We start from the raw sequence: 25,606 nt of genomic DNA, 5'->3' as shown, positions 1-25,606 counted from the left end.
AAACGCCTAGTGGTGACCGCCGCCGAAGCCGCCGAAGCCGCCGTGGCCGCCGCCGAAGCCGCCGTGGCCGCCGCCGCCGGGGAAGCCGGGGAATCCGCCACCGCCGCGGGGCCCGTCCTCACCGCCGCCGCGAGGCCCGAACCCGCCGCCGGGCGGGCCGAACACGCCTCCCCGCGGGCCGCCGATGCCCGGGATGGGCAGCGGGATGGGCACCGGAATGGGCGCGACCACCGGGGGCGGCGCGGGGGCGGGCGCCGGGGCCTCCGGTATCGGGACCGGGGCCGGCGCGGGCGCCTCAGGGATCGGGGCGGGCGCCGGAGCGGCCGGAACCGGGGCGGGCCCCGGAGCGGGAGCCTCGGGAACCGGCGCGGGCGCCGGAGCAGGAGCCGCCTCGGGGGCCGGCGCCGGGGCCGGGGCCGCGGGTGCCGGAGCGGGCGCGGCCGGTGCGGGCGCCGCCTGGGTGGGAGCGACGACGTTGTGGCCGGGGGCGGGCTGCACGCCGGCGGTCGGTCGGATGGCGACGGCCAGCGAGACCACGAGTGCGGTCACCCCGACGACGAAGATCGCCGCCAGCGCGCTGCCCAGCAGCCGGAACGAGCCGCGCTCGCGGCCGCCCGCACCGACCAGCTGCGTCGCGTGCTCGCCGGTGTAGGCCTCGTCGAAGTCATCGGCAACGGCGCTGTAGGCCAGCGCGTTCGCGTCGGCGGTGGCCGGTGTGTCGAAGTAGCCGGGGGCCACCGCGAACGGGTCGATCGCGCCGGTGCCCGGGTCCTGTGCGTAGGCCAGCGCCGCCGTGGACGACGCGAATAGCGGGGCATGGGCCGACGCCAGCGCCGCTCCCCGGGCCAGCGCGGTGTCCGGCTCCTCGGGCGCCGCCAGCGGCAGCGTCGTCGCGGCCTCCAGCGCCGGCTTGATCATCGGGATGTCGATGCCGGAGCCGACGACGAACACGGCGTCGGGTCGCGCCTCCAGCGCCTCGGCCCCGGCGACCATCGAGGCCAGCTGGGTCACCGCCGCGTCGTCGTCCTTGGGCAGGGCCTGCCGGTAAACGTCGGTGACCGAGCCGTCCGCGCTGTCGACGACGGCCAGGGTCGCGGTGTCGGGCTCGATGTACAGCAGCGCCGTGCGCGCATAGTTCGTCTGGTTGCCGACCGTCTGGGCCAGCGCGGCCGCGGCCAGGAAGGCCGAGACCAACATCACGTTCTCGACCTTGTGGGCGGCCAGCGCATCACGCAGCGCGGCGGCCTCGATCGGGTCGGTGAACGTGACGCCCGTCGACGCCAGTTGGTAACCGCCTTCGGCGGCGCCCTCGCGGGTTCCCAGGATCGCCGAGACTACCTGGTCGGCCGCGGTAATGGTTGCCGCATCGTCGTCGGCGGCAACATCGAAATTGTCCTCGTCGACCGTCGCACCGTCGCCGTTCTCGCCTTCGACCAGCACCATACGGACGGCCGTCGGCGCCATCGACACGCCAAGTACGGTGTCCAAAGCTCCTCCATCGTCGTTTGCTAGCCAGCGCGGGCCGAGGACATGGTCGTCGCGAGCGTCAGCAACTGCGATACGCCCAGAGTCCCCACCCTGTATTCCCCTAGTTCCCCGATTTTACGCGGTTTCGCCCCCTTGGCGACCCGGGCTAGGGGCCCAGGATTCCATTCCCCAGGTGGTGGCGGAGCCACGCCCAATGGTCGTCGTGATCGTTGTCCCTGGGCAGCGGCGGCAGCCATTGGGGAAGGGGGTTGGAGGCTGGCCCCGGGTTCGGGGCGGCCGGCGCGGGAGCGGCCGGTGCGGGAGCCGGCGGAGCCGGCGGCGGGGCCTGGGGTGGCGGGGCCGCCTGGGTCGCCGGGGCGACGACGTTCTTGCCGACATCGGGTCGCTGGTCCACGTGGGGGCGAATGCCGACGGCGAGCGCCACCGTCAGCGCCACGGCGCCGACGACGAACATCGCGGCCGCACCGAGGATCGCCAGCATCTTTCGGCTGCGGCGCTCGCCGTGTTCCCCGTCGTCGTCGGGCGCGGGCTCCGCCTCCGCGCTGTATGCCAGCTCGCGCGCGGGTTCCTGGACGTATGGCATCTCGACCGTGCTCGGCGCTCCCAATTGCTCGTTCGCCGATGCCAGTGCGGCGCCTCGCGCCAAGGCCATCTCGGGTTCCTCGGGGACCGCCACCGACAGCGACGTCGCCGCGTCCAGCGCGGGCTTGATCATCGGGATGTCGACGCCGGCGCCGACGACGAATACACCGTCGGGGCGGGCACGCATCGATTCGGCGCCCGCGACCAGCGCGGCGAGCTCTGCCCGCGCCGCACCGTCGCGGTGGGGCAGGGGCTTGCGCTGCACGTCGGCGACCGACCCGTCCGACGTGTCGACGACGGCGAGAGTCGCCGTGGCCGGCTCGACGAACAGCAGCGCGGTGCGGGCACAGTTGGTCGCGCTCCCGACCGCCTGAGCCAGCGCCGCCGCGGCCATGAACGCCGAGACCAGCACGACGTTCTCGATCTTGCGCGCCGCCAACGCGTTTCGCAGCGCGGCGGCGGCCGACTGATCGGTCCACGTCACCCCGGTGGACCTCAACCGATAGCCGCTCTCGGCCGCACTTTCGCGGGTGCTCAGGATGGCCTCGATCAGCTGATCGATTGCGGCGGCACCCGGCATTGGAAAGTCGGCCTGATCGACGGTGACGCCGCCGGCACCTTCACCTTCGACGAGCACCATGCGGACCGTCTCAGGTGCCAGAGACACCCCAAGGACGACGTCCACCAATCCCCCCATTCTCCAAACTGGTTCGCTGACAATCCGATTGCCCGCCCCTAGTCCGCCACCCTAGCCGCGGAACCCGGCAAGGGGGCGGCGCCGAACCGTTACCGGCGCCCGAAGCCACCGAAGCCGTGGCCGCCGAACGGACCATGCCCACCGAACGGACTACGCCCACCGAACGGACCGTGCCCACCGAACGGACCGTGCCCGCCGAACAGGCCATGCCCGCCGAATGGGCCGCGGCCGCCACCGAAGGGCCCGCGGGGCGCCGGCCCGCCGCCGAACGGGCCGCGGCCACCCTCCAGCCGGGGCACGGGAGGCCCGAGCACCGGCACGCGGGGCACGGGAACGAACACGGGCGGGGGCAGCGCGGGAACCGGGACCGGCGGGGCCGCGGGCACCGGGGCGGCGGCGGGCGGGGCGATGGGATGGGGCGCGGCCACCGGCGCGGGCTCCGGGATTTTCGGCCGGGCCTGGGGCACCGGCGCGGGCGCCGGCGGCCGCGTGGGGGCGACGATGTTTTCGTTCGGGCTGGGCCGCAGCGCCACCGTCGGACGGATGCTGATCGCGAGCGCAATCTCAAGCACCACAACGGCGCTGATGAAGACCACCGCCAGCATGCTGCCGACCAGCGCAATGGATTTGCGCCGCTGCGTGATCTCCTCCAGGCCGATGACAGTGCGCGCATCGGCGTCGTCGTCCGACACAGCGCTGTAGGCGACGTTGGGCTTGCCGCTGGCGTCGGGAGGCTCGGGAACGGTCCGGTATTCGGGCTGGTATCCGGGCAGCAATCCGGGAAACTGGCCGGCCAGCGCCAACGGGTCGACCTCGCCGGTGCCGGGGTCCAGCGCGTAGGCCAGCGCCGCGGTCGACGACGCGAACAACGGCGCGTGCGCCGAGGCCAGCGCCGCACCGCGCGCGAGGGCCATCTCCGGTTCGTCGGGCACCGACAGCTGAAGGGAGGTCGCGGCCTGCAACGCCGGCTTGATCAACGGGATGTCGACGCCGGACCCGACGACGACCACGCCCTCCGGGCGCGTTTCCAGCGCCTCGGCACCCGAGACCAGTTCGACGAGCTCGGCCACCGCCTCGTCTTCGTCCTCGGCCAGAACCCTGCGGTGCACGTCGCAGATCGACCCGTCCGCGCTGTCGACCACCGCCAACGTCGCGGTGTACGGCTCGACGAAGAGCAGCGCGGTGCGCGCGTAGTCGGTCGCATCGCCCACAGCCTGGGTGAGCGCGGCGGCCGCCATGAACGCCGAGACGAGCATCACGTTCTCGACCTTGTGCGCGGCCAGCGCGTCGCGTAGCCGGGTGGCCTCGACATGATCGGTCCAGGTCACTCCCGTCGAGAGCAGCCGGTAGCCGCCCTCGGCCGCGCCCTCGCGGGTTCCGAGGATGGCGGAGACCACCTGGTTGGGCGCCGTGGCCGAATCTCTTAAGCCGGGAGCATCCAGGCCCACGTCGAACTTTTCCTCGTCGACGGTGGCCCCGTCGGCGCCTTCGCCTTCGACCAGCACCATGCGGACGTTCGTCGGCGCCATCGAGACGCCAAGCACGATGCCCACCACTGTTAGAAACTCCCTAGGCTTGTTTGCTGTGCCACGACGAAAATGCACCGACGCACAATTAATGCTTAACTAGCACGGATTTACGGCCACAGCAGGGCGCGGGCTCGAACATCCGGGATTAGCTGGGCATTATGAAGTTCTGATCCAGGGGCGGCGCGGTTTTTCGGCTTGTCCCAACATCTCGACCGTACCCGCACCACCGCGGGGTGTTAAGCACAAGTCGGCTTGCGTTGACCGTTTTGCAACGCAACGTAACGCCGGCCGCCGGCTAGTGGTGCCCGCCGCCGCTGTGGCCGCCGCCACCGAAGCCGCCGCCGTGGCCTCCGCCGAAGCCGCCGCCCCCGCCGAAGCCGCCACCACCGTGGCCGCCGCCACCGAAGGGACCACCGCCGCCGCCGAACGGCCCGCCGCCGCCACCGAACGGACCACCACCGATCGGACCGCCACCGCCGTGCCCGCCGCCGAAGGGACCGCCTCCACCAAACGGCCCGCCGCCGCCGCCGAATGGACCGCCGCCACCGAAGGGACCGCCACCGCCTGGCACACCGCCACCGGCGCCTCCGCCGGGGATGTGGATGGGGCCACCGCCACCAAATGGTCCACCACCGCCGCCGAACGGCCCGGGTCCGGCGGGCTCACCGCCACCGGGGCCTCCGCCGGGGATGTGGATGGGGCCACCGCCACCGCCAAACGGTCCGCGACCGCCAAACGGTCCACCGCCCCCGAACGGCCCGCCGCCGGGGCCCGTGCCCGGCTCCGGGATGTGCCCGGTGCCGGGGCCACCCGGGATGGGTAGCGGGTTTTCCCCGGGCAGCTGGTGCGGCGGCGAGTGTGGAACCGTGCCGCTGCCCGGCACCGGCCACTGCGGCTGCGGGACGTGCACCGGCGGTTGGGGCACAACGGGCTGGAGCACGGGCAGGCGCGGCGCCTGGATCACCGGCGGACTGATAACCGGGTTGGGAATCGGCACGCGGACCGGCGGCACCGGGATCGGCGCCACGGGCGGGACCACGACCGGAACCCGTATCACCGGGTCGATCGGAGGGGCCGCGGGAAGCGGAGGAGCAACCGGCGCCGGGGCCGCGGGCAATGGCGCGGGGGCGGGCGCGTTCAACGGCCTGGGCACCGACATTGGTTGCGGCAGGTTGATCTTCGGCATCGCGGGGGCCGCCTCGACCGGCGCGGGCGCCTGTTGCGTTGGGACGATGAGGTTTTGGCCCGGGGTGGGTCGCAACGCCACGGTCCCCGTCGTGCGGATGCCGACGGCCAGCGCGATCTCCAGCGCCAGCACCGCGCTGATGCCGACCACCGCCAAGCCGCTGCCGATCAGCAGGACCGGCCTGCGGCGCGGTTGCTCTGGTTCCTGGACGAACAGCTTCTCGATGAGGACGGTCGGCGCGTCGGCGTCGTCGTCGCGCACCGCGCTGTAGGCCAGCTCGTCGCCCAGTTCGCCTCCAACGCTGAGGTATTCGGGAAGGGCGTAGTGGTCGACGGCGCCGGTGCCCGGGTCTTGGGCGTAGGCAAGCGCCACGGTCGACGACGCGAACAACGGCGCGTTCGCCGACGCCAGGGCCGCACCGCGGGCCAGCGCGGTTTCGGGCTCCTCCGGCGCGCTCACGTCAAGCGACGTCGCCGCCTCCAGCGCCGGCTTGATCGGGGCGATGTCGACGCCCGAGCCGACCACGAACAGCCCGTCCGGCGCCAGCGCCGTCTTTTCCAGCCCGGCGATCATCCCGCTGAGTTGGGTGATGGCGTCGTCGTAGGACTCGGCATAGATCGGTTGCTTGTAGACGTCGGCGATGGAACCGTCGGAGGTCTCGACGACGGCCAGAGTTGCGGTGTCGGGCTCGATGTACAGCACCGCGGTGCGCTCGTAACCGACTGCTACGCCCACACTTTGGGCCAGCGCCGCCGCGGCCAGAAACGCCGACACCAGCATGACGTTCTCGATCTTGTGGGCGACCAGCGCGTCACGCAACGCGGCCGCCTCGAGTTGGTCGGTCCACGTCACACCGATCGCCGACAGCTCCAGGCCGGCGTCGGCCGCGCCTTCGCGGGTGCCGAGGATGGCGGCGACTACCTGGTCGGACGCGCTCGTGGTGGCCGCGTCGTTGGCAGCGGTGACGTCAAACTCGTCCTCTTCGACCGTTGCGCCGTCGCCGTTTTCGCCTTCCAGGACGACCATCTGGATCGACGCCGGTGCCATTGACACGCCGAGCACGATGTCCAATACAACCCCCTCCAAAGGTATTGCTGGCGAAGCCATGGCCGAGCGGGTGGTAACCACGGACCACTACATCCTCGCGTAAATACGCTGTGGCGGAGCGCTGTCTAAGCTATGTAGACCTTATGAAGTTCTGGTACGACCGCGACGGCGTCGGTCCCCGCTGACCCTGGTACTTCGACCCTACGTGGGAGCTGCCGTAGGGATGCTCCGCCGGACTGGTCAGCCGCAGAATGCACAGCTGACCGATCTTCATGCCGGGCCACAGGGTGATGGGCAGGTTCGCGACGTTGGACAGCTCGAGCGTGATGTGCCCGCTGAAGCCCGGATCGATGAAGCCGGCGGTCGAGTGCGTCAGCAGACCCAGGCGGCCCAGCGACGACTTGCCCTCCAGGCGCCCCGCGAGGTCGTCGGGCAGGGTGAACAGCTCCAGCGTCGAGCCGAGCACGAACTCGCCGGGATGCAGCACGAATGGTTCGCCATCGACGGGTTCCACCAGGCTGGTCAGCTCGTCCTGCTGTTTCGCCGGGTCGATGTGGGTGTAGCGGGTGTTGTTGAACACCCGGAACATGCAGTCGAGGCGGACGTCGATGCTGGACGGCTGCACCAACGTGTCGTCGTACGGGTCGATGCCCAAGCGGCCCGAGGTGATTTCGGCCCGAAGATCGCGATCGGAGAGCAGCACCCGCTGAGCCTATCCGCTGCTACCGGGCCGTCGTCCCGGCTTCAGTCCGCGAGGTAGGTTTCGCCGCCCTTGGGGTAGCCGCCCCCGGTGGTCGTGACGTGGACGTGGTCGTAGTGGCCGAGCCGGCTCGCCTGCGCCCCGCCGGGCGTGTAGTAGACGCCTCGCCAGATCGCGTCCTGGATGCCGAAGCGCGACGCGTTCCTCATCACGTACGCGACGATCGCGTTGCCCAGCGCGATGCCCTCGGAGCTGCCCGGGTCGGGAATCATCACGTCGATGGCCAACCCCATGGGGTGCCAGGGCAGCGGATCCGGTCGCACGCCGCCAATCTGGTGGATCTGCGGGAACGCCACGCTGATGGCCCGTTCGACCAGGATCGTCCGGACCTGCAGGCCCTGCTCCGGCGCGATCCCGACGGGCAGGAAGCGCGACCGCGTGTGGTACCTCGACGCCGCGGCTAGCCGGGTGTCGGGGGCTTTGCCCGACGTATTCGCTGCCGCGGTGACGATTTGCAGGCAGCACAGCTCGACATCGCTGATAACGGGCTTGGCCTCTTCGCGCGTCGGTAATGGACGGACGTCACCGGCGGCGGCGAAGAAGATGGTGGCGGGGGCGAGCAGCGCAGCCAGGACTACTGGCGACTTTCGCCGCTTCTTGGCTAACCGATGCCGACCCACGCCGAGCACATTACGGGTAGATCACGGAATAATAAACATCGAATGGCTATAGAGCAGGTCAGGGCCAATTGCGGCATTCGCCACATGCTTTGTGTGGCGCATCGGGGCGGCCGACCGGTCGGGTTTGCTGCGAGTGCTCGACCCGCCCACCTGGGACAACTCCGCCGAAACGAAAGATGAACGCTTGGTTGAACTTTGGAACTGGCGAGCAGAAAGCCCCCGGCAACGGGAACTACACCACCCAGGGAAGCTCGAAGCGTCATGTGGAGCCTTGGAGGTGGTGGGGAAATGACCAAGAAGATATGCGGATGCATGCTCGGCGCCGCGATGGTCCTATTGCTGGCGCCGGCAGCCGTCGCCAACGCCGACGATAAGGACGCAGAATTTACCAACTATCTGGCGTCGAACGGCATTCACCTGGGTAACGCGTCGCAGACCGGGAGTATGGGGCGCACGATGTGCCAGGATCTGTCGGCCGGGTACAGCCAAAACGATGAGGTCGACCAGCTGAAACTGCGGATGGACCAGAATCAAGCCAGGCTGTTCGTCCTCGCTGCCACCGCGGAATACTGCCCGGAAAAGCACAAGTCCTAACTCAGCGTCCGCGCGCCGTTGAGCCCGGTGCCACAGCCGAGCCAAAGCGCGTCACGCTCGTGAGCGTCCTGCGTTCGGCTACTCCAACTGGAAGTACGTCGTGGGGTCGGCGAACCGTACTGTTCGCAGGAGCAGCAGACGCACTCAAGGCTGCTTTCGAGCCGAGTTGTGCAGCGACTTGTCACTCAGCCGCTAGACTGTCACCGCTGTAAAGCTTTGCGCAGCTCACAGCTGCCACGCCGATGTAGTTCAATGGCAGAACATCAGCTTCCCAAGCTGAATACGCGGGTTCGATTCCCGTCATCGGCTCCACGCTGACCAGGACACTCCCGCCGCTACACCGCTATGCCTAGGGGACCTATACCCCGCCCGTGCCCCGAACGACTCCCGTCGGTCGTGCTGCCGCGAGTCCGGTACGCCTCCGACTGCGCCCATCAAGGTTGTGGCAGGACCTGCCAAGAAGCGCGGCGGCGGCGCGCGCCCGGACCGGGATCATCCGTCGCCTCATCGCCGACATCCGATCGGGCCGGATCAACGCGCGCGATCGGGGGAGCCCTCTGGCCGATCGACCGGATCGAGGAGGCGATCGCGGCCCTGAAGGCGGGCGAGGTCACGCGCGCGGTTCTCGACCACGGCCGATAGATGGGGTGCGCAAAGCGTCGGGCGCTTCGATGCGAACCTATGATTGCGCAGCACGACTTGAAATGGACGAGCAGCAGGAGATCATGAGCACGACACAGCTTGCCCTGGAGGGTATCCGGGTCATCGACATGACCCGCGTCTTCGCCGGCCCGCTCAGCGCGCAGATACTGGGCGACCTGGGGGCTGACGTCATCAAGGTGGAGCGGCCGGGCAGCGGTGACGAAGGGCGCGCTTACGGTCTTGCCTCGGTCGAGGGCAAGGATGGCAAGGACCTTCGCCAGTCCGGCTTCTTTACCGCGTCGAACCGCAACAAGCGGTCGATCACGGTCGACCACTCCAAGCCGGAGGGGCAGGACATCCTGCGTGCCCTGGTCAAGACCGCGGACATCCTGATCGAGAATTACAAGGTCGGCGACCTCAAGCGGTTCGGGCTGGATTATGAGAGCCTGCAGGCGATCAATCCCCGCCTCATCTACTGCTCGATCACCGGATTTGGCCAGACGGGGCCGATGGCGGCGCGCGCGGGCTACGACGGGTTGTTCCAGGCGAGCGGCGGCATGATGGCCGTGACCGGCATCCCCGAAGGCCAGCCCGGCGCGGGGCCGGTGAAGGCTGGTCCCAGCTTGGTCGATTTCGTGACCGGCCACAACAGCGCCATCGCGATCCTCGCCGCGCTGCACCATCGCAACAGCACGGGCGAGGGTCAATATATCGACATGGCGCTACTCGACAGTTCCGTGGCGATGATCTGCCACATCATGCAGGACTATCTCATCAACGGCGTCCAGCCGGAGCGTCTGGGCAATGGCGGCAACGGCGGCGGCCCCGCCGACCTCATCCATGCGCGCGACGGCATGACGTACATTACGGCCGGCAGCGACGCCCACTGGCGGCGCATGGCGGAGTTGATGGGCCAGCCCGAGCTCTACGCCGACCCGCGCTTCGACACCAACGCGAAGCGGGCCAAGACCAATCGCGCGGAGTTGATCGACATCATCAACGAGTGGAGCCGGCAGTTCACGACGGAGGAGCTTCAGGCGAAGTTCGATAGCGTGGGGATCCCGGCCGCGCGCTATAACGATCTGGCGGAGGTCTGGGACGATCCGCAGGTGCAGCACCGGGGCTTGCGCGCGACGACGCCGCACGTGTGGGCCGCTGCCGGATCGGTCGACCTCATCGGCAGCCCGCTCGCGGGCATGGGCGCGACGCCTGCGACGATCCGCCGCGCCCCGCCGCTGATCGGCGAGCACAACGCAGAGATACTGGGCGAACTGGGCTATGACGCGGCGCGGATCGCGGGCTTGCAGGAGCAGGCGATCATCTGATCCCGGTCACAGCCCAATGTCGCAGTCGATGGTTCGATCTTTTCGGCCCATGGATGACACCATGGTCGCCAACGGCGTGGTTGGGCAGTCCGAAGCCGCCGACGCGCAGCGGGCTTTCGCTGGCCATCGCGCTGACCCCGATGAGCGCGCTGGGCGTCTTGCAGGCGCCCGCGGACGAGCCGGGATCGCTGCCCGGAATCGCCAATGCCTCCTACGGCATCGGCGGCTCGCTCGGGTTCGCCTGGGCCGGAACGGTTGTCGGGGCGGGCACCGCGGCCAGCTACCACTCCGGGTTGTGGCTCCGCGCCGCCATCGGCGCCGTCGCCGTGGTGGCGAGCCTGATCCCGAAACCGCGGCCCAGCGTTACGACGGCCGGTAGCGGCCCCGCTCGGTGACGACCGCAGTGATCAAATCGGCCGGCGTCACATCGAACGCCGGATTGAAAACGCCCGCGTCCGGTGGGGCGATCGCGGTTCCGGCGAAGGTCCTCAGTTCGTCGGGCGCGCGTTCCTCGATGGCGATCTCGGCGCCGGTGGGCAGGGAAGCGTCGATGGTGGACGACGGCGCGACGACGACGAGTGGCACGACGTGATGGTGCGCCGCGATGGCCAGGCCGTAGGTGCCGATCTTGTTGGCGACGTCGCCGTTGGCCGCGATCCGATCGGCGCCGACGAGCACGCAGTCGACGAGGCCGCGCGCCATCGCCGCCGCGGCGGCGCCGTCCGGCTGCACCCGGTAGGGCACGCCCGCCTGCGCCAGCTCCCACGCCGTGAGCCGGGCACCCTGCAGCAGCGGGCGAGTCTCGTCGACCAGCACCGACTCGACGAGCCCGCGCTCGTGCAGGTGCCAGACGACCCCGAGCGCGCTGCCCCAGGCCACGGTCGCGAGGTGCCCGGCGTTGCAGTGACTGAGCAGGCGCAACGGCCGGCGATCGCATAGTTCCAGCACGATCTCGGCGGCTTGGGCGGACGCGGCGCGGTTGAGGCGTTCGTCCTCGTCGAGGATTTCCAGCGCCTCGGCGAGCACTGCGTCGGCTCCCGCGTCGAGCTTTTCGAGAGCGCGCGCGACTCCCCAGCTAAGGTTGACGGCGGTCGGTCGCGCCTTGGCGACCCGTTCGGCAGACGCCCGAACGTCGCCTCCCTCGCGGACCGCGAGCACGACGCCGAGCGCGCCCGCCGCGCCGAGCGCCGGGGCCCCGCGGACGGCCAGGCGGCGGATCGCGTCGATCAGCTCGTCGACGGTGCGCAGGGTGAGCTCGCGATAGTCGGCCGGCAGCGCGGTCTGGTCGATGATCGTGACCGCGTCGCCGTCCCAGTCGATGGTCCTGCGCACGAGCCGACCCTAGCCCGCCCGGCCTGGGGTTCTTAAGGCCTACACAGCTTCGCCACGATCCTGATACAGCTTCCCCGGCCACGATCGGTTAGGCGGTGACCGGCCGCCAACATGCTGGGAGGCGTGCATCGTGGAAATCGTGCTCGGAGTCTCGCTGGCGCCAGACTCGGTTCAGATGGTGCTGCTGCAGGGCGAAAATGCCGATGGTGCAACGGTAGACGAGAAAGAGTTCGCGGTCACAGCCGCCGACGATTCGCCCACCGTCAGTGCGTCCGATCGGGCGATCGCCGCCATTCTGGGCACCCGCGAGGACGCGGTCGGTGCCGGCATCGGACTGTCCGCCGTCGGGGTGGCCTGTACCGACCAGCTCGAAGCGAGGGCGCTACGCGATGCGCTGGCCGCCCACAAGCTCGAGAACGTGATGCTGGTATCGACGTTTCTGGCGGCGACATCGTTGACCCAATCCGTTGGTGGCGCAATGGGTTACGAGCGCACCGCGGTGCTTTTCGTGGAGCCCGACACCGCGACGTTGGCCGTGGTCGAGACCTCCGACGGTTCCGTCGCCGATGTCCGGAAAGAATCATTGGATGACGCGTCCGGGGAGTGCGCCACCGCGAAGCTGATGGAGATGGTCGCCGGGCTCGACGAGCTGCCAGACGGCCCGGACGGCCTATTCGTGATTGGCTCCGGTGTCGATGTCGCCCCGATCAAGCCCTGGCTGGAAGAGGCGACGCCGCTCAGTGTGAGCACGCCGGAAGAGCCGGAGACGGCATTGGCCCGTGGGGCGGCCCTGGCGTCCGCGAACGCGCCGTTGTTTGCCTCCTCGACCGCCGCGCTGGCCTACGCACAGGACCCGGGCACCGGCGTGCTCGACGCGACCACCCTGCCCGACTATCTGCGCATCGCCGACGCCGGGCTTGGCGACGACGAATTCGCTTATAGCGCAGTGGAAGACGACGAAGCCAGCGCCCCGACCGTCATCATTGACGCCGGCGATCAGGATGAAAGCGAGCCCCGTTCCAGGCCGGGCCTGCTGGTCGGCAGCGCGGTGGCGGTCGCCGCCATCAGCGCGGCGATGGCGTTGGAGATCGCCCTGTCGGTTGGCGTCCACACGACCGTCGGAATGCTGCCCGCGCCGCTGCAAAATCTCCTTGCCCCGGCGGAGCACGTATTCGCGCCTGCGCCTTGGCAAGTGGCGGCCACCAAGGCGGAGGCACCCAAGCCGTTGAGTCCGCCCGCGGGTGCGCCGCCCGCGGCGCCGGTCCCGGCCGCCGCGGTTCCGGCGGCTCCTCCTCCCGCGGCCCCGGTTCCGCCGGCTCCGATTCCAGTGGCACCCGTTCCGGAGGCGGCGGTTCCCGCCGCGCCAGCCGTGCCGTTTCCCGTCGTAGTGGTCCCGCCGATAGCGCCGCGCCCGCTTCCGCCGGTTTGGTTCCCCGACCCGCCAGCGAGCCCACCCGTTATCCAGGCGCCGCCGCATCCGACGCCTCCGGCCGAGCCGCCGCCGGCCCACGTGCCGCCGCCGCACTCGCCGCCGCCCCACCAGACTCCGCCGGGGCACGGGCCGGGCAGCAATCCCGGTGGCACGGAGGGCATGCCTCCGAGCAATCCCGCCGGCGCCGGGCCTGCCAATGGCCCGGGCCCCGGCCACGGGAGCCCCGGCGGCGCACCTCCGGAAGGCGCCGGACCCGGCACCGGCGCCGGCAACCCCGGCGACACGCCTCCCGAGAGCGGCGGACCCGTCACCGGCCCCATACCAAGCCACGGGACCCCGGGCGGCACGCCCCCCGAGAGCGGCGGACCGGTCGGCGGCGCCACACCCCCTGCCGGCGGCGGACCCGTCGGCGGTGGCACGTCCCCCGCCGGCGGCGGACCGATTGGCGGCGGCGCCAGCCCGGGCAGCAGTGGGCCGGTCGGCGGTGGCGGCTCCCTTGGCGGCGGCGGCTCCCTTGGCGGCGGCGGCTCCCTCGGCGGCGGTAGCTCCATCGGTGGCGGGAGCTCAGGCGGCAGCTCGATTGGCGGCGGGAGCTCAGGCGGCAGCTCGATTGGCGGCGGCAGCTCAGGTGGCGGCGGCCACCACTAGCCGTCCTAAAGCCTGCCGGCAGCGAAGCCGGCGGCCTGATCCACCAGTCCCGAGTCGATGTACGACGGCTGCAGATGCGACGGCCAATTCAGGCCTCGCCCGCAGATGGGGTCGCCCGGTGCGGACTGGTCAATCAGCTCGCGATCAGAAATCGAACGTCATCGTCCCGACGCCGCTGGGGCTGTAACTGATGTACACCGGCCCCTGCGTGAAGGGCATGTACCCGGTATTCATTTGGCCCGACATGACCTGTGGGCTGTTGGTCGCGGTCGTCGTGTACGAGTACAGCGGCGTCAGGGCGCCGTGGGTGTAGACCGAGATGGTCGTTCCCGCCGGCAAGGGTCCGGAGGTCTGCCCGGTCTCCAGGATGGACGACGGAATGGATCCGCGATCGCCGCCGGAATCGACCAGCGCGAGAACCTGATGGAGCGGCCCGTCATTGACTCGCACGTCAAACGCGGTAACCGGGGCCCCGGTCACGGTGATGCCGGGCAGCGGATTGGCACCGAACTGCAAGTAGCCCTCGGGCTCGTCTATCAGCACACCCTGGTTGAGCGGGCCCGGCAACGCCGTGATCACCGAGCTGGCCGGGCCCACCGCATTCGATCCGATACCCAAGATGCCATCTCCCCCGGCGAAAACATTGCCGGTGAGCATGAGCCCGAGGCCATTGAGAGATATTGGGAATTCGAACATTTCGACGCTGACGGGGGTCGGCGCGGTGAGCAGTCCGTTCCCGAAACTCACCGGCGCGTTGAACGTGAGGTAGATGAAAGCGACCCCTTCGCCGTAGGTAACGACACCGATTTGCGTGGGCAGGCCGAGCTGCCGCAGTCCGACGTCCCAGAACGGGATGAGTAGGCCATTGGATCCGGTGTCGACCGTCAGGGGGACAGTCGGCCCGCCGTTGACGGAAACGCCGACCGTCGCGAAGACACCGTTCATCTGCAGCGGCACGGTCCCACTCGCCAACGAGCCGATGCCGGCGGGCCCGTCGGTGCCCCACAGCCACCCCCCGCGACCGCCGGCCCCGCCAACCGCGTTGGCCCCGCCGGCACCCCCGACGCCCCCGTTGCCGATCAACCCCGCCGCACCGCCGGCCCCGCCGGCCACCCCGGGGGCCTTCTCCGAATAGCCGGTGCCGCCGTTGCCGAACAACAGCCCACCCGGCCTGCCGTTTGGACTGGCGGCCGTCCCATCGGCTCCCTTACCAATCAGCGGGCGCCCCAATAGCAGCTCCGTGGGCGCGTTGATCGCACCCCGCACTTCCCGCTCGATGATTTGCTCGGCGGCCGCGTACGCGTCGCCGGCACCACCGAGCGCCCGCACGAACTCGGCGTGAAACGCCGCCGCCTGCGCGCTCAGCGCCTGATATGCCGACGCGTGCTGGGAAAGAATTGCCGCAACGGCCGCCGACGTCTGGTCCGCGGCGGGCGCCAGCATTCCGGTCGTGGATGCTGCCGCCGCAGCGTTGGCGGCGCTGAGAGTGGAGCCGAGGCTCGCCAAATTTCTTGCCGCGTCGGTCACCATGTCCGGCGCGGCGAGCACAAACGACATCGATGGCCTCCCACCGGTATTCGTCTATCCCCCGGTGAGAAACAGGACGAAAGTACCACAAATCTGGCCGGTTTGAAAACCAACATTTTCGTGCCCGTGGCCCTGGGCGCATCATCTTGGGGATAGGCACGACCGGAGAGGATCCGCGATGACGACCATCTACTACGAGTCCGACGCCGACCTCTCGGTGCTGGACGGGCAACGGGTCGCCGTCGTCGGGTACGGCAACCAGGGCCGGTCGTGGGCCCTTAACCTGCGTGACTCCGGCCTCGCGGTGGACGTCTTCGCCCGGGCCGACGCCTCCCGCGACCAGGCCGAGGCGGACGGCTTCAACCCCCGCGAGATCGAGGCGGCGAGCGCGTGCGACGTGATTTGCACCCTCGTCCCCGACGACGTCATCCCCGAGCTGCCCATCGCCCCCAAGCCGGATGCGCTGTGGGTGCTTGCGTCGGGCTACGTGATGGCGTTCGACCGAATCAACCCCGATTGCGACCTCGGCATGGTCGCCCCCCGGATGCTCGGTCCCGAGGTGCGCGAGTGCTACTTGGAGGGCGTCGGGTTCATCACCGCGCTCGGCATCCAGCAGGACAACTCCGGGACGGCGCTGGCCCGCACGCTGGCCATCGGCCGGGGCATCGGCGGCCTGCGCCAGGGCGCCATCGAGATGACGCCACGCCAGGAGGCCGTCCTGGATCTCGCGGTGGAGCAGGTCCTCGCCCCCGCAATGGGCCGGGTCTCCAAGAGCTTCGTCGACCTGATGTCCCGGGCCGGCATCCCGCTCGAGGCGATCATCACTGAGCTCGTGCTCTCGGGCGAGGTCGAACGCAGCTACCGGCTGCTGCGGCTCGAGGGCTACGCCGGCCAGATGCGCTACCACTCACCGACCAGCCAGTACGGCCAGATGTCACGGGCGGATCGCTACGACGGCCTCGACGTCCCGCAAGTGATGCGCGAGGTGCTCAGTGACATCGAGTCGGGCAAATTCGCCGACGAGTGGGACGCCGAGCGCGACGCCGGCTACCCGAGTCTGCAGCGGATGCGGGCAGAGCGGCTCAATCCGGCGGTCGTCTCCTTCGAGGAAGACCTGCGCGCCCGCCTGGGCGAGCGTAACCACCATTTCGGCACCGGATAGCAGATAAGAGTGAAATTCGGCGCCGGTGATTTCTCGCCGCCTGGGTAACTAAGGAAGGTGACTTGTGAAAATCGCGGCTTTCGCGCGATACTTTTGCCATCTCGAAATGGCTCGATGAGGCGCTAGGAGGACGGGCATGTCGGGTCTGGTCGCGGCGCCAGGGCTCATCAGCACGGCCGCAACGGATTTGGCGAATATCGGCTCGACGCTGAGCGCCGCGAACAGCGCCGCCGCCGGCTCGACCGCCACGGTGCCCGCCGCCGCCGCTGACCAGGTATCGGCCGCAGTGGCGCAGTTACTTTCCGCGCACGGCCAGGAATACCAGGCGCTCGCCGCGCAGGTGGAGGCCTTTCACCGGCAGTTCACGCAGAACTTGCAGGCAGGCACGGCGGCCTACACCACCGCTGAGGCCACGAACGCCGCGGTTATGTAGCCCCTGGGCGCGGTCGCCGGCGCTGCCGCCAACCCGGTGGGCAAGAGGTTCAACCAGCTCTTGGTCGATCTGCAGAACCTAATAGGCCGTTTCCTGTTCTTTTTGTTCGCACCAATTCGACCCGATCATCGACTCATTAGCCCACGCCATTGCCACGGCAATTGTCCAAGGTCTCTTCGAGTAGATCGATCGCAAATCACCCCGGTAACCCGTTCGGCCCATTGGGGCCGAACAGGTAATACCCGCCGAAGCCGCCTTGGCCGCCGACGCCGGGGACGACCCCGGCGCCGCCGTTGCCGCCGGCGCCGCCGATGCCGAACAGCAGGCCGCCGTAGCCGCCCTGGCTGCCGTTGCCCCCGAACGCCAGGCCGGCCGCGCCGTAGCCGTTGCCGCCGTGGCCGCCGATGCCGAACAGCAGGCCGCCGAGGCCGCCGAGCCCGCCGGTGCCGCCGTGGCCGCCGGCCTGGGCGGCCCCGCCGTCGCCGCCGGCGCCGCCGATGCCGAAGAAGGAACCCCCGGCGTAGATGCTGCCGGCGCCGTCGCTGAACACGTAACCGTTATCGCCGCCGTATCCGCCGGGCCCGCCGGTGCCGCCCGGCGTCAGGGCGGTGCCGCCGTGGCCGCCGTGGCCGCCCAGGCCGAAGACGAGACCGCTGCCGCTGCCGCCCTGGCCGCCCTGGCCGCCGATGTTGCCGGCGCCGACGGCCGCCCCTCCGGCGCCGCCGTCGGCCCCGGTGCCGATGAGGTTGAACAGGGCGCCGCCGCTGCCGCCGTCGCCGCCCACGCCCGCGAGGCCGTTGCTGAAGTTGAGGCTGGAACCGCCCGCGCCGCCCGCGCCGCCCAGGCCGTAGATCAAGCTGCTGCCGTTGCCGCCGGCGGCGCCCCAGCCGGCAACGAAGCCGTTGCCGCCGGTCCCGCCGATGCCGCCGTTGCCGACCAGGAATCCGCCATTCCCGCCGAAGCCGCCGTCGCCGCCGACCCCGTTGATGCTGACACCGCCGGTCCCGCCGCCGCCACCGTTGCCCAACAGCCCGACGGCATTGCCGCCGTTGCCGCCGAAGCCGGCCACCCCGGCGCCAATGGCGTTCCCGCCGTTCCCGCCGCGGCCGCCGTCGCCGAACAAGAACCCGCCGCTGCCACCGCTGCCGCCGTTCTGGCCCGGCCCGCCGGAGCCGCCGGCCCCGCCGTTGCCCCACAGCAGCCCGCCGTTCTGGCCGTTGGCGCCGGTGCCGGGGGTGCCGTCGGCGCCGTTGCCGATCAGCGGCCGGCCCAGCAGCGCCTCGAAGGGCGCGTTGATGTCGTTGAGCAGCCCCTGCAGGGGATTGGCGTTGGCGGCCTCGGTGGCGGCGTAGGAGCCCGCCCCCGCATTCAGCAGCTCGACGAACCGCTGGTGAAACGCCGCCGCCTCGGCGCTGATCGCCTGGTAGGCCTGCGCGTGCGCGCCGAACAAGGTCGCGACCGCCGCCGACACCTCGTCGGCGCCCGCGGCCACCAGCGCCGTCGTCGGGGCCGCCGCCGCGGCGTTGGCCGCGCTGATCGTCGAACCGACGTTCGCCAAATCCGACGCCGCCGTCGTCACGTACTCAGGGACCGCAAACAAATAGGACATCCCGACCTCCGACCGACGCGGCGACCGCCCGGTGGTCGCCGAATAGGCAAAATCGTTATCGCGTGCCCGGCCTACCGATCCCAAGTTTCAGTGGTCATCGCGGCAACCCTCCGAGCAAACACCCGGTCGCTGAGGCGAAGCTAAGCGGGCCCTGTGTCGGGGCTGTTAAACGGTTGCCGGCGGCCGGAACACCGGCAGGATCCGGTATTTCGCGGCGAAGCTGGCGTGGTCGTAGCGCTCGCCGACCTCGCCGTCGTGCGCGACGACCGTCGGGCCGTCGACGGCGGAGAAGCTGAACTCCGGCACCTGCAGCTCGTGGTAGAGCTTGCTGCGCGGCAGGCGTCCCAACGCCAGCGCGGCCAGGATCCGGGTCCGCGCCCACGGGCGGCCGGCCTCCAGGATGCGCACGTCGATCAGGCCGTCGTCCATGCGGGTGCGACACGCCGGCGCGAATCCGCTCGGCAGATACACCGAGTTGCCCAGAAACAACAGCGACGTCTGCAGGGTCTTGTTGTCGTAGCGGATGGTGAGCGGCCGGTCGGTGCGCAGCGTGCGCAGCAGCGCGTAGAAGCTGGCCACCGGCTTGCCGACGCGCTTCTCCAGTTTTTCGCGCCGCTGCACGAACTTCGGATAGGCGCCGATGCTCGCCGTGTTGAGCACCATCCGGGTTTCGTTGAGGCACACCAGGTCAACGCGGACCACGCTGCCGCGCCGGATCGCGGCCACCGTCTTTGCCACCGTGTCGCAGCCGATGTCCTTGGCGAAATGGTTGAACGTTCCGGCAGGAAAGACGGCCAAGGGGAGCCCGGCGTCGACGGCGACGGACGCGGCCGCCGCCACGGTGCCGTCGCCGCCGCCGACCGCCAACACCTCGGCGCGTTCGGCCGCGCGGCGCAATGCCGGCTCGGGGTCCTCACCGGGCCCCAATTCGACGATCTCCGCCTTGGGCAGCTTGGCGCGGATCTCGTCGGCGACGCGCGCGCCCGTGCCGCTTCCCGATGCCGGGTTGATGACGAGGACGACGCCGGCGCCGTCGGGCCGTCGCGGCGTGTCGACGATCAGCGGTTCGCTCCGGGGCAGCGCCGTTTCGACGATCGGCGGCACCAGCCGACCGCCGAGCACCGCAACGCCGGCACCGATGCCGAACCCGGCGAGGACGTCACCGGGGTAGTGCGCGCCCGTCGCCACCCGCGACAGCCCGACCAGGCCGGCCAGCAGCGCCAGGACGAAGCCCAGCGGGGGATTCTCCAGCCCCACCCCGACGGCGAACGCGGCGGCGCTGGCCGAGTGCCCCGACGGCAGCGAGTTGGAGGTGGGACGGCGGCGCACCCGCCTGACCAGCGGCACCGACTCGTAGACGGGCCGCGGGCGCGGGCGGATTCGCTTGGCGACCTGGTTGGTGACCAGGCTGGTGGCCCCGAGCGTGACGACGCCGCGGGTAGCGCCGCGCTGCGCCGACCGTTTACCCGACGAGAGCAGCGCCGCGGCGATGGCCAGCCACAGCTTGGAGTGATCGGCCGCCCGGGTCAGCGGCGGCATGAGCGTGTCCAGCAGCGGGGTGGGCGTCTCGGCGATCGCCTCGAACAGCTCTCGATCGAGGGTGCCCAGCCCGCGGGTGATCTGCTTGACGCCGCTCGGGCGTTGCCAGGGCCGCTTGTTCATCGACTCCACCCTAAATTGGCAAGCGTGCGCGCAACCGGCTACTCCGAGGCGTGGCGGCAAAACGCCCGCCGTCGCGGGGTGCCCGCGGACGCCCTCGCCGAGATCGCCCGGCGGCACGCCGTCACGCCGGAGAGCTTTGCGATCCTCGGGCAGGCCGAGGAGATCACTGACCCGCACGGCAAGTCCTTCTTCCTGTTGCCGCCGGGGATCGGCGGGGAAGACGCGCGCCGGGCGACGCTGATGACCTACGTCCTCAACGCGGGAACCGACTACGACAAACCGGGCCGCCGGCCGCCGGACTTTCCCGAGGCGCCCTACTGCGCCGCGGAGGTCGCACGGATCATCAAGCGGCAGAAGGCAAATCGCTGGAGTTACTCGCGCGACGTCCGGTTCGTGCACCGCAACGGGGGCCGGCTGGTGACGACGCCGAACGGCATCCTCATGGGCGTGGGCGGCAATTGGCTGCAACGGCAGTTCAGCCGCCGCGGCGGCACCACCTGGGGCGACATCTTCATGCTCAACGGCGGCGAGCTCACCGATCCGGCCGAGCGGCTGCGCCGGATCGTTCGGTTCGGGCTTGCGCCGAACGGCCCCGACTTGGACCGGGTGCTGCACCACGAGGAACGGCACTGCCGGCAATGGGCGGCGAGGGGCTACCTGGGCATGCTCGGCGGCTACGGCTGGGAACTGGTCCGCGAGTTGGCCCTCGGCAAGACGAACCGGCTCGAGCAAGACGCCGGCCTGTCCGACGGGGGCTACAGGTGATACAGGGCGCGAATGCCGTGGGAGAGCACCATCAAGCCGATCACGACCAACAGCACCGCCAGCAGGGCGGCGTTGTTCTTGTCCATCCAGTCCTTGACCCGCGACAGCGTCGGGTCGAGGCGCTGACCGGCGGCCGCGTAGGCGAGGATCGGGATCGCGACGCTGGACGCGGCGACGACGACGAAGAACGCGGCCGCCAGCCAGTCCCCGCCGACGCCCAGCCCGGCGGTGCCGATGGCCAGCCCTGCCGGCACGCAGATGAGCGACACGTCGGGCCGCACCACCGCCAGCGCCGCCCCGGTAAGCCCGGCGCGGGCCGGGGTGATGGTGTCGAACGTTCGCATCCAGGCCGGCGACTCGGTGTGGCCGTGCCGGGTGAACCATTTGAAGATGCCGTAGACGATCAGCGCCGCCCCGAGCACCACCCGCAGCCAGGACGACCACCGCGGCGGCGACTTGTCCAGGCCGCCGAGCAGGCCGGAGGCGGCGACGGACAGCGCCGTCAGCGCGGCGATGCCCAGCACCCAACCGGCGAGGAACGTGAGGCTGCTCGGGCGGGCCCGCGGTGCCTGCAGGACCAGCACCGCGGGGATCACCGTGAGCGGCGACAGCGAGATGACCAACCCGAGCGGAATCAGCCCGGTCGCCACGGTAGCCCAGCTTCCTGCCATGGGCAGCAATCTAGCGTGCCGCGCCGCTACAGCGCGTGAATTCCGTTGTAAAGCACCAACAAACCGATCAGGACCAGGATGACCGCGAGCATGGCGGCGTGGTTCTGCTCCATCCACACCTTGAGCCGTTCCAGCGCGTCATCGAGGCGGCCGCCGGAGCCGACGTAGGCCAGTATCGGCGCGGCGACCGTCGACGAGGACACGGCGACGAAGAGGGCACCGGACACCCAGCCGGCCGCGGCACCGAGCCCGCCGGTGCCGATCGCCAGGCCGGCGACCGCGCACAGGATCAGCACCTCGAGGCGCACCACCGTCAGCACCACCCCGGTCACGCCGGCGCGCAGCGGGGTCAGCTTCGAGAACGAACGCATCCAGGCCGGGGTCTTGCCCTGACGATGCCGGCCCAGCCAGCGGAACACGCCGAACGCGATGAGCGCCAGGCCCAGCACCACGCGCAGCCACGAGGCCCACTTCGGCGGCGTCTGGTGCAGGCCGCCCAACAGGTCGGAGGCGCCGACGAACGCCGCCGTGAGGGCGGCCATGCCCACCAACCACCCGCCCAGGAACGCGAGGCTGGTCGGCCGGGGCCGCGGCGCGTGTAAGACCAGCACGGCCGGGATGACCGTGATCGGTGAGACCGCGATGACCACCCCGAGCGGAATGAGCTTGGTCAGAACGGAAGCCAGGTTGTCTGCCACGGGCAGCAATCATCGCATTGCTCAGCCTTTCCGGCGCAGCGTCCAGGCGGGCACCCAGTGCGTCACGGTCTTCCGCTTGGAGCCGTAGGCGATCGGATAGGTGACCAGCCCCCACCAGTCGCCCTGCTCGCAGATGCCCCAGCAACTCAACCGGCCCTCGACGACCTTGTGCAGCTGCAGGCCGTTGGGCTGATACCGCCCCGAGCGGTGGGGCTCGCGCGGGAAGAGCACCGTCAGGTCAACCAGCACGGCGATCGGCGGGCGCACCATGCGGAACGGGTCGCGGACCGGCTGCCCGTTGTATCCGATCGACGCCAGGTCGCCCATTTGTCGATCATACGTTCGAATCCGTGATTGATGAGCAATGCCATTTCCGGATGGTGCGCGCGGGACATGTCTATAGTCGCGTCACCGATATCGAGGGGAAGATCCAGATGAGGACGTTGATCGCTGCCGGCTTCCTGGCGCTGGGCGGGCTGCTGACCACGGCGGTGGGCGTGGCCAACGCCGACGAGGTTCAGGTCGAGGGCGTCTACTCGACCGAGGCCGCCTGCCTCGTCGACGGCCCGCACGTCGAGATCGAATACGACAACGGGCGCTACACCCACTACGCGTGCCGCGAGGGCGCCGACGGGCTGTGGTACCTGTACCTGAACAACGGCTGACGGCTCGGTCGGCGCGTCTGGCAACATAGCGGGCGGTGAGCGCCTCCGATACCCGCGAGTCACGACAAGCGTTCGACCCGCTGGTGGTCGGAGTCCTCGCGGCCGCAATAAGTTTGGCCGGCGCCGCCCGCCCGTCGTTCTGGTACGACGAGGCCGCGACCATCTCGGCCTCCTACAGCCGATCCCTGGATCAGCTGTGGCAGATGCTGGGCAACGTCGACGCGGTGCACGGCCTGTACTACCTGCTCATGCACGGCTGGTTCCAGATCCTTCCGCCCACCGAGTTCTGGTCCCGCGTGCCGAGCGGTCTGGCGGTGGGCGGCGCCGCGGCCGGCGTGGTGGTCCTGGGCAGGCAGTTCTCGTCGCGCACCGTCGCGGTGGCCGCCGGGGTGCTGTGCGGGGTCCTGCCGCGGACGACGTGGGCGGGTGTCGAGGCGCGGCCCTACGCCCTTTCGATGATGGCCGCCGTGTGGATAACCGTGCTGCTGGTCGTCGCGGCGCGCCGCAACGGCCCGTTGTGGTGGCTGTCGTACGGCCTCGCCCTGGCCGTGTCGATCCTGCTCGACGCGTACCTCGTGCTGCTGGTGTTGGCGCACCTGGTGTTCATCGCCGTCTTCGTCCCGGCCCGAAAAGTACTGCTGCGCTTCGCCATTACGGCGGCGCTGCCGGTGGGCGTCCTGGCGCCGTTCTTGGCGGCGGTCGCCCGGCAGTCCCCTCAGATCAAGTGGGTGCCGACGATCGGGCACCGGACGATCGAAGACGTGGTGGTCCAGCAGTATTTCGAGCGGAGCCCGCCGTTCGCGGTGCTCTCGGCGCTGGTGGTCGCCGCGGCAATTGTCTTGTGGCTCAGCCGGTCCGCGCGCCTGGCGCCGGGGGATCGGCAACTGTTGACCATCGCCGTCGCGTGGCTGACGATACCGACGGCCCTGATCGTGCTCTTCTCGGCGCTGGCCCACCCGATCTACACCCCGCGCTATCTGGCCTTCACCGCGCCGGCGATGGCGCTGATCCTGGGAGTCTGCACCGCCGCCGCGACCGCCAGGCCATGGGCGGCGGCGGCCCTGGTCACCCTATTCGCCGTCGCCGCGGCACCGAACTATGTTCGGGCACAACGCAACCCGTACGCCAAGTACGGGATGGACTACAGCCAGGTTGCCGACCTGATCACCGCCAAGGCGGCGCCGGGCGATTGCCTGCTGGTGAACGACACGGTGACGTTCATGCCCGCCCCGATGCGCCCGCTGCTGGCCGCGCGCCCGGATGCCTACCGGAAACTGGTCGACCTCACGCTGTGGCAACGGGCGACGGACCGCCGCGACGTCTTCGACACCAACCTCATCCCGGAGGTCGTCACCGGGCCGCTGAGCAAATGCGGCGTCGTATGGATCATCACCCAGGCCGACCCCGCCGTGCCCGGCCACGAACAGGGCCCGGCGCTTCCGCCCGGCCCGGTCTACGGGCCCACCCCCGCCTTCGCGGTCACCCACGACCTGGGCCTCCGGCTGGTCGAACGCTGGCAGTTCAACCTGGTTCAGGTCATCAAGGCCGAACGCTGAGGCTCACCAGATGCGGATGTAGTCGACGAGCATGTCCGCCGGGTAGGTCGCCGCGGCAGGATCGCCGGCGCCGACGCCGCCGACCGCCAGCGTGAACATGGGCGTCATCCAGTAGCCGGGGTTGTTGAACGGCCACCGGAAGTCGTCGGGGGCGCCGCCGTGGACGTGGATGGGCTTGTTCGGAACGGTGAAGTACTGCGACCCGTCGCGCGAAAACTGGAATCCGTTTTCGCCCCAATGCATTTGCCACGTGTGCCAACCGCCGTCGACCAACCCGGGGATCGATTTCCCCTCCCAGGTCTTCCCGTTGGACGCCGCGTGGACCGTGGTTCCCGGGGGCCACGAGCCGTTGCCGTACCACTCGAAAAGGTCAACCTCGCCGTCGGGCAGCGGGTCCTCGTTGACACCCCAGAACGCGGACCACAGGCCCGGGTCCAAACAGTTCAGCTTGATCTTCGCTTCCCAGGTCTGGTTGATCATGCTGCGGAAGTTGCCGCGCAGCTTGGCGCCGTAGTAGGTGTCGCCTTCCTGGGTGGCACGCAGCACAAGGTTGGAGTTGCCGTCCTGAAAGATGTTTCGGCGGTCGTCGCGGTAGATCCCCGCGACCGGCGGGAACACGTCGTCCTGCCAGGTCTGCACCGTCCACTTGGCCGGGTCTGGAGCCGAGCCCGCCGGGCCGTCGAAATCGTCGGAGAAAATGTAGCCGCCGGGCCCGGCCGACGGCGCCTTCGGCGGCGCCGGGAGCGACGGGTCGGCCAGTGCCTCCGGGATGGGGCTCGCCGCCACCGCCGCCAGCATGCCGAGTCCCGTGGTCAGCAACATGCTGCGACGATCCATTTGCACTACCACCAATCTCTACCGCCGCGGCCTCAAGCGGGCCACGATCCCCCTGGGCAACTCTCGCAAACGGTGTTATAAAACCACGCCGCAGGGGCGGCCCGCATCTCGCGAGCCGGTGCGTCGCCATCCAATTCCG

At 70.1% G+C, this 25,606-nt stretch carries 23 protein-coding genes and 1 tRNA gene; 10 read left to right on the top strand and 14 right to left on the bottom strand.

What is annotated here, in order from left to right:
* Positions 1-6 precede the first annotated feature (6 nt).
* The 6 genes from AC5Y5E_RS10725 to AC5Y5E_RS10700 form a co-directional block, all read right to left on the bottom strand.
* Positions 7-1,488, bottom strand: coding sequence for a DUF7159 family protein (locus AC5Y5E_RS10725; protein ID WP_499902960.1), 1,482 nt, complete (start codon positions 1,486-1,488; stop codon positions 7-9).
* Between the two features lie 145 nt (positions 1,489-1,633).
* Positions 1,634-2,755, bottom strand: a complete 1,122-nt coding sequence (locus tag AC5Y5E_RS10720) for a DUF7159 family protein (RefSeq protein WP_499902959.1) — start codon at positions 2,753-2,755, stop codon at positions 1,634-1,636.
* A 101-nt stretch (positions 2,756-2,856) separates the two neighbouring features.
* Positions 2,857-4,323, bottom strand: coding sequence for a DUF7159 family protein (locus AC5Y5E_RS10715; protein WP_499902958.1), 1,467 nt, complete (start codon positions 4,321-4,323; stop codon positions 2,857-2,859).
* Between the two features lie 268 nt (positions 4,324-4,591).
* Positions 4,592-6,529, bottom strand: a complete 1,938-nt coding sequence (locus tag AC5Y5E_RS10710; protein WP_499903287.1) for a DUF7159 family protein — start codon at positions 6,527-6,529, stop codon at positions 4,592-4,594.
* Between the two features lie 130 nt (positions 6,530-6,659).
* Positions 6,660-7,232, bottom strand: a complete 573-nt coding sequence (gene dcd / locus AC5Y5E_RS10705; protein ID WP_499902957.1) for a dCTP deaminase — start codon at positions 7,230-7,232, stop codon at positions 6,660-6,662.
* A 41-nt stretch (positions 7,233-7,273) separates the two neighbouring features.
* Positions 7,274-7,909, bottom strand: coding sequence for a VldE C-terminal domain-containing protein (locus AC5Y5E_RS10700; RefSeq protein ID WP_499902956.1), 636 nt, complete (start codon positions 7,907-7,909; stop codon positions 7,274-7,276).
* 288 nt (positions 7,910-8,197) lie between these two features.
* Here AC5Y5E_RS10700 and AC5Y5E_RS10695 point away from each other — a divergent pair, with 288 nt between their 5' ends.
* The 4 genes from AC5Y5E_RS10695 (at position 8,198) to AC5Y5E_RS10680 (ending at position 10,865) form a co-directional block, all read left to right on the top strand.
* Entirely contained in the window at positions 8,198-8,503 is a 306-nt protein-coding gene (locus AC5Y5E_RS10695; RefSeq protein WP_499902955.1) for a DUF732 domain-containing protein, read from the top strand.
* 238 nt (positions 8,504-8,741) lie between these two features.
* Positions 8,742-8,815: transfer RNA gene (locus tag AC5Y5E_RS10690), tRNA-Gly, on the top strand.
* Between the two features lie 392 nt (positions 8,816-9,207).
* Complete coding sequence (locus AC5Y5E_RS10685; protein WP_499902954.1) at positions 9,208-10,470, top strand: CaiB/BaiF CoA transferase family protein; 1,263 nt, start codon at positions 9,208-9,210, stop codon at positions 10,468-10,470.
* 80 nt (positions 10,471-10,550) lie between these two features.
* Positions 10,551-10,865 carry a hypothetical protein gene (locus AC5Y5E_RS10680; RefSeq protein ID WP_499902953.1) on the top strand — a complete coding sequence of 105 codons (315 nt, stop codon included), beginning with the start codon at positions 10,551-10,553 and terminating at the stop codon, positions 10,863-10,865.
* Here AC5Y5E_RS10680 and mtnA read toward each other — a convergent pair.
* Positions 10,834-11,802 carry an S-methyl-5-thioribose-1-phosphate isomerase gene (gene mtnA / locus AC5Y5E_RS10675; protein WP_499902952.1) on the bottom strand — a complete coding sequence of 323 codons (969 nt, stop codon included), beginning with the start codon at positions 11,800-11,802 and terminating at the stop codon, positions 10,834-10,836. The two genes, AC5Y5E_RS10680 and mtnA, sit on opposite strands and share 32 nt — an antisense overlap.
* 130 nt (positions 11,803-11,932) lie before the next feature.
* Here mtnA and AC5Y5E_RS10670 point away from each other — a divergent pair, with 130 nt between their 5' ends.
* Positions 11,933-13,882 carry a DUF7159 family protein gene (locus AC5Y5E_RS10670; RefSeq protein ID WP_499902951.1) on the top strand — a complete coding sequence of 650 codons (1,950 nt, stop codon included), beginning with the start codon at positions 11,933-11,935 and terminating at the stop codon, positions 13,880-13,882.
* A gap of 144 nt (positions 13,883-14,026) precedes the next feature.
* Here AC5Y5E_RS10670 and AC5Y5E_RS10665 read toward each other — a convergent pair whose 3' ends face one another.
* Positions 14,027-15,439 carry a PecA family PE domain-processing aspartic protease gene (locus tag AC5Y5E_RS10665; protein WP_499902950.1) on the bottom strand — a complete coding sequence of 471 codons (1,413 nt, stop codon included), beginning with the start codon at positions 15,437-15,439 and terminating at the stop codon, positions 14,027-14,029.
* A gap of 148 nt (positions 15,440-15,587) precedes the next feature.
* Between AC5Y5E_RS10665 and AC5Y5E_RS10660 the strand changes: the two genes are divergently transcribed.
* Complete coding sequence (locus AC5Y5E_RS10660; protein WP_499902949.1) at positions 15,588-16,571, top strand: NAD(P)-binding domain-containing protein; 984 nt, start codon at positions 15,588-15,590, stop codon at positions 16,569-16,571.
* Positions 16,572-16,707: 136 nt separating this feature from the next.
* A complete protein-coding gene (locus tag AC5Y5E_RS10655; protein WP_499902948.1) occupies positions 16,708-17,004 on the top strand; it encodes a PE family protein in 297 nt (98 codons plus the stop codon).
* A 196-nt stretch (positions 17,005-17,200) separates the two neighbouring features.
* Here AC5Y5E_RS10655 and AC5Y5E_RS10650 read toward each other — a convergent pair whose 3' ends face one another.
* Both AC5Y5E_RS10650 and AC5Y5E_RS10645 read right to left on the bottom strand, forming a co-directional pair.
* Entirely contained in the window at positions 17,201-18,613 is a 1,413-nt protein-coding gene (locus tag AC5Y5E_RS10650; protein ID WP_499902947.1) for a PE family protein, read from the bottom strand.
* 165 nt (positions 18,614-18,778) lie between these two features.
* Complete coding sequence (locus tag AC5Y5E_RS10645) at positions 18,779-20,275, bottom strand: bifunctional phosphatase PAP2/diacylglycerol kinase family protein (RefSeq protein ID WP_499902946.1); 1,497 nt, start codon at positions 20,273-20,275, stop codon at positions 18,779-18,781.
* 24 nt (positions 20,276-20,299) lie between these two features.
* Between AC5Y5E_RS10645 and AC5Y5E_RS10640 the strand changes: the two genes are divergently transcribed.
* Complete coding sequence (locus tag AC5Y5E_RS10640) at positions 20,300-21,040, top strand: hypothetical protein (protein WP_499902945.1); 741 nt, start codon at positions 20,300-20,302, stop codon at positions 21,038-21,040.
* Here AC5Y5E_RS10640 and AC5Y5E_RS10635 read toward each other — a convergent pair.
* From AC5Y5E_RS10635 to AC5Y5E_RS10625, 3 genes are read right to left on the bottom strand one after another with little or no spacing between them, the layout of a single operon-like run.
* Positions 21,031-21,711 carry a GAP family protein gene (locus AC5Y5E_RS10635; RefSeq protein ID WP_499902944.1) on the bottom strand — a complete coding sequence of 227 codons (681 nt, stop codon included), beginning with the start codon at positions 21,709-21,711 and terminating at the stop codon, positions 21,031-21,033. The two genes, AC5Y5E_RS10640 and AC5Y5E_RS10635, sit on opposite strands and share 10 nt — an antisense overlap.
* 26 nt (positions 21,712-21,737) lie before the next feature.
* A complete protein-coding gene (locus AC5Y5E_RS10630) occupies positions 21,738-22,409 on the bottom strand; it encodes a GAP family protein (protein ID WP_499902943.1) in 672 nt (223 codons plus the stop codon).
* A gap of 21 nt (positions 22,410-22,430) precedes the next feature.
* On the bottom strand, positions 22,431-22,736 hold the full coding sequence (locus AC5Y5E_RS10625) for a hypothetical protein (RefSeq protein ID WP_499902942.1): 306 nt from the start codon (positions 22,734-22,736) through the stop codon (positions 22,431-22,433).
* Positions 22,737-22,759: 23 nt separating this feature from the next.
* On the opposite strand from AC5Y5E_RS10625, the gene AC5Y5E_RS10620 reads away from it, so the two are divergent.
* Both AC5Y5E_RS10620 and AC5Y5E_RS10615 read left to right on the top strand, forming a co-directional pair.
* Positions 22,760-23,074 carry a hypothetical protein gene (locus AC5Y5E_RS10620; protein ID WP_499902941.1) on the top strand — a complete coding sequence of 105 codons (315 nt, stop codon included), beginning with the start codon at positions 22,760-22,762 and terminating at the stop codon, positions 23,072-23,074.
* A gap of 35 nt (positions 23,075-23,109) precedes the next feature.
* Positions 23,110-24,630 carry a glycosyltransferase family 39 protein gene (locus AC5Y5E_RS10615; RefSeq protein WP_499902940.1) on the top strand — a complete coding sequence of 507 codons (1,521 nt, stop codon included), beginning with the start codon at positions 23,110-23,112 and terminating at the stop codon, positions 24,628-24,630.
* Between the two features lie 3 nt (positions 24,631-24,633).
* Here AC5Y5E_RS10615 and AC5Y5E_RS10610 read toward each other — a convergent pair whose 3' ends face one another.
* Complete coding sequence (locus AC5Y5E_RS10610; protein ID WP_499902939.1) at positions 24,634-25,467, bottom strand: family 16 glycosylhydrolase; 834 nt, start codon at positions 25,465-25,467, stop codon at positions 24,634-24,636.
* Positions 25,468-25,606: the final 139 nt, after the last annotated feature.

Source organism: Mycobacterium sp. NGS54 (assembly GCF_059812465.1).
This window is presented reverse-complemented; position numbering and strand designations above follow the sequence as displayed.

Bases quoted from the DNA above. Each gene is read 5' to 3' on its own strand.
- AC5Y5E_RS10695 (WP_499902955.1), top strand. From the start codon at position 8,198: ATGACCAAGAAGATATGCGGATGCATGCTCGGCGCCGCGATGGTCCTA.
- AC5Y5E_RS10645 (WP_499902946.1), bottom strand. From the start codon at position 20,275: ATGAACAAGCGGCCCTGGCAACGCCCGAGCGGCGTCAAGCAGATCACC.
- AC5Y5E_RS10660 (WP_499902949.1), top strand. From the start codon at position 15,588: ATGACGACCATCTACTACGAGTCCGACGCCGACCTCTCGGTGCTGGAC.
- AC5Y5E_RS10665 (WP_499902950.1), bottom strand. From the start codon at position 15,439: ATGTCGTTTGTGCTCGCCGCGCCGGACATGGTGACCGACGCGGCAAGA.
- AC5Y5E_RS10635 (WP_499902944.1), bottom strand. From the start codon at position 21,711: ATGGCAGGAAGCTGGGCTACCGTGGCGACCGGGCTGATTCCGCTCGGG.
- AC5Y5E_RS10650 (WP_499902947.1), bottom strand. From the start codon at position 18,613: ATGTCCTATTTGTTTGCGGTCCCTGAGTACGTGACGACGGCGGCGTCG.
- AC5Y5E_RS10655 (WP_499902948.1), top strand. From the start codon at position 16,708: ATGTCGGGTCTGGTCGCGGCGCCAGGGCTCATCAGCACGGCCGCAACG.
- AC5Y5E_RS10685 (WP_499902954.1), top strand. From the start codon at position 9,208: ATGGACGAGCAGCAGGAGATCATGAGCACGACACAGCTTGCCCTGGAG.
- AC5Y5E_RS10625 (WP_499902942.1), bottom strand. From the start codon at position 22,736: ATGGGCGACCTGGCGTCGATCGGATACAACGGGCAGCCGGTCCGCGAC.
- AC5Y5E_RS10610 (WP_499902939.1), bottom strand. From the start codon at position 25,467: ATGGATCGTCGCAGCATGTTGCTGACCACGGGACTCGGCATGCTGGCG.
- AC5Y5E_RS10710 (WP_499903287.1), bottom strand. From the start codon at position 6,529: ATGGCACCGGCGTCGATCCAGATGGTCGTCCTGGAAGGCGAAAACGGC.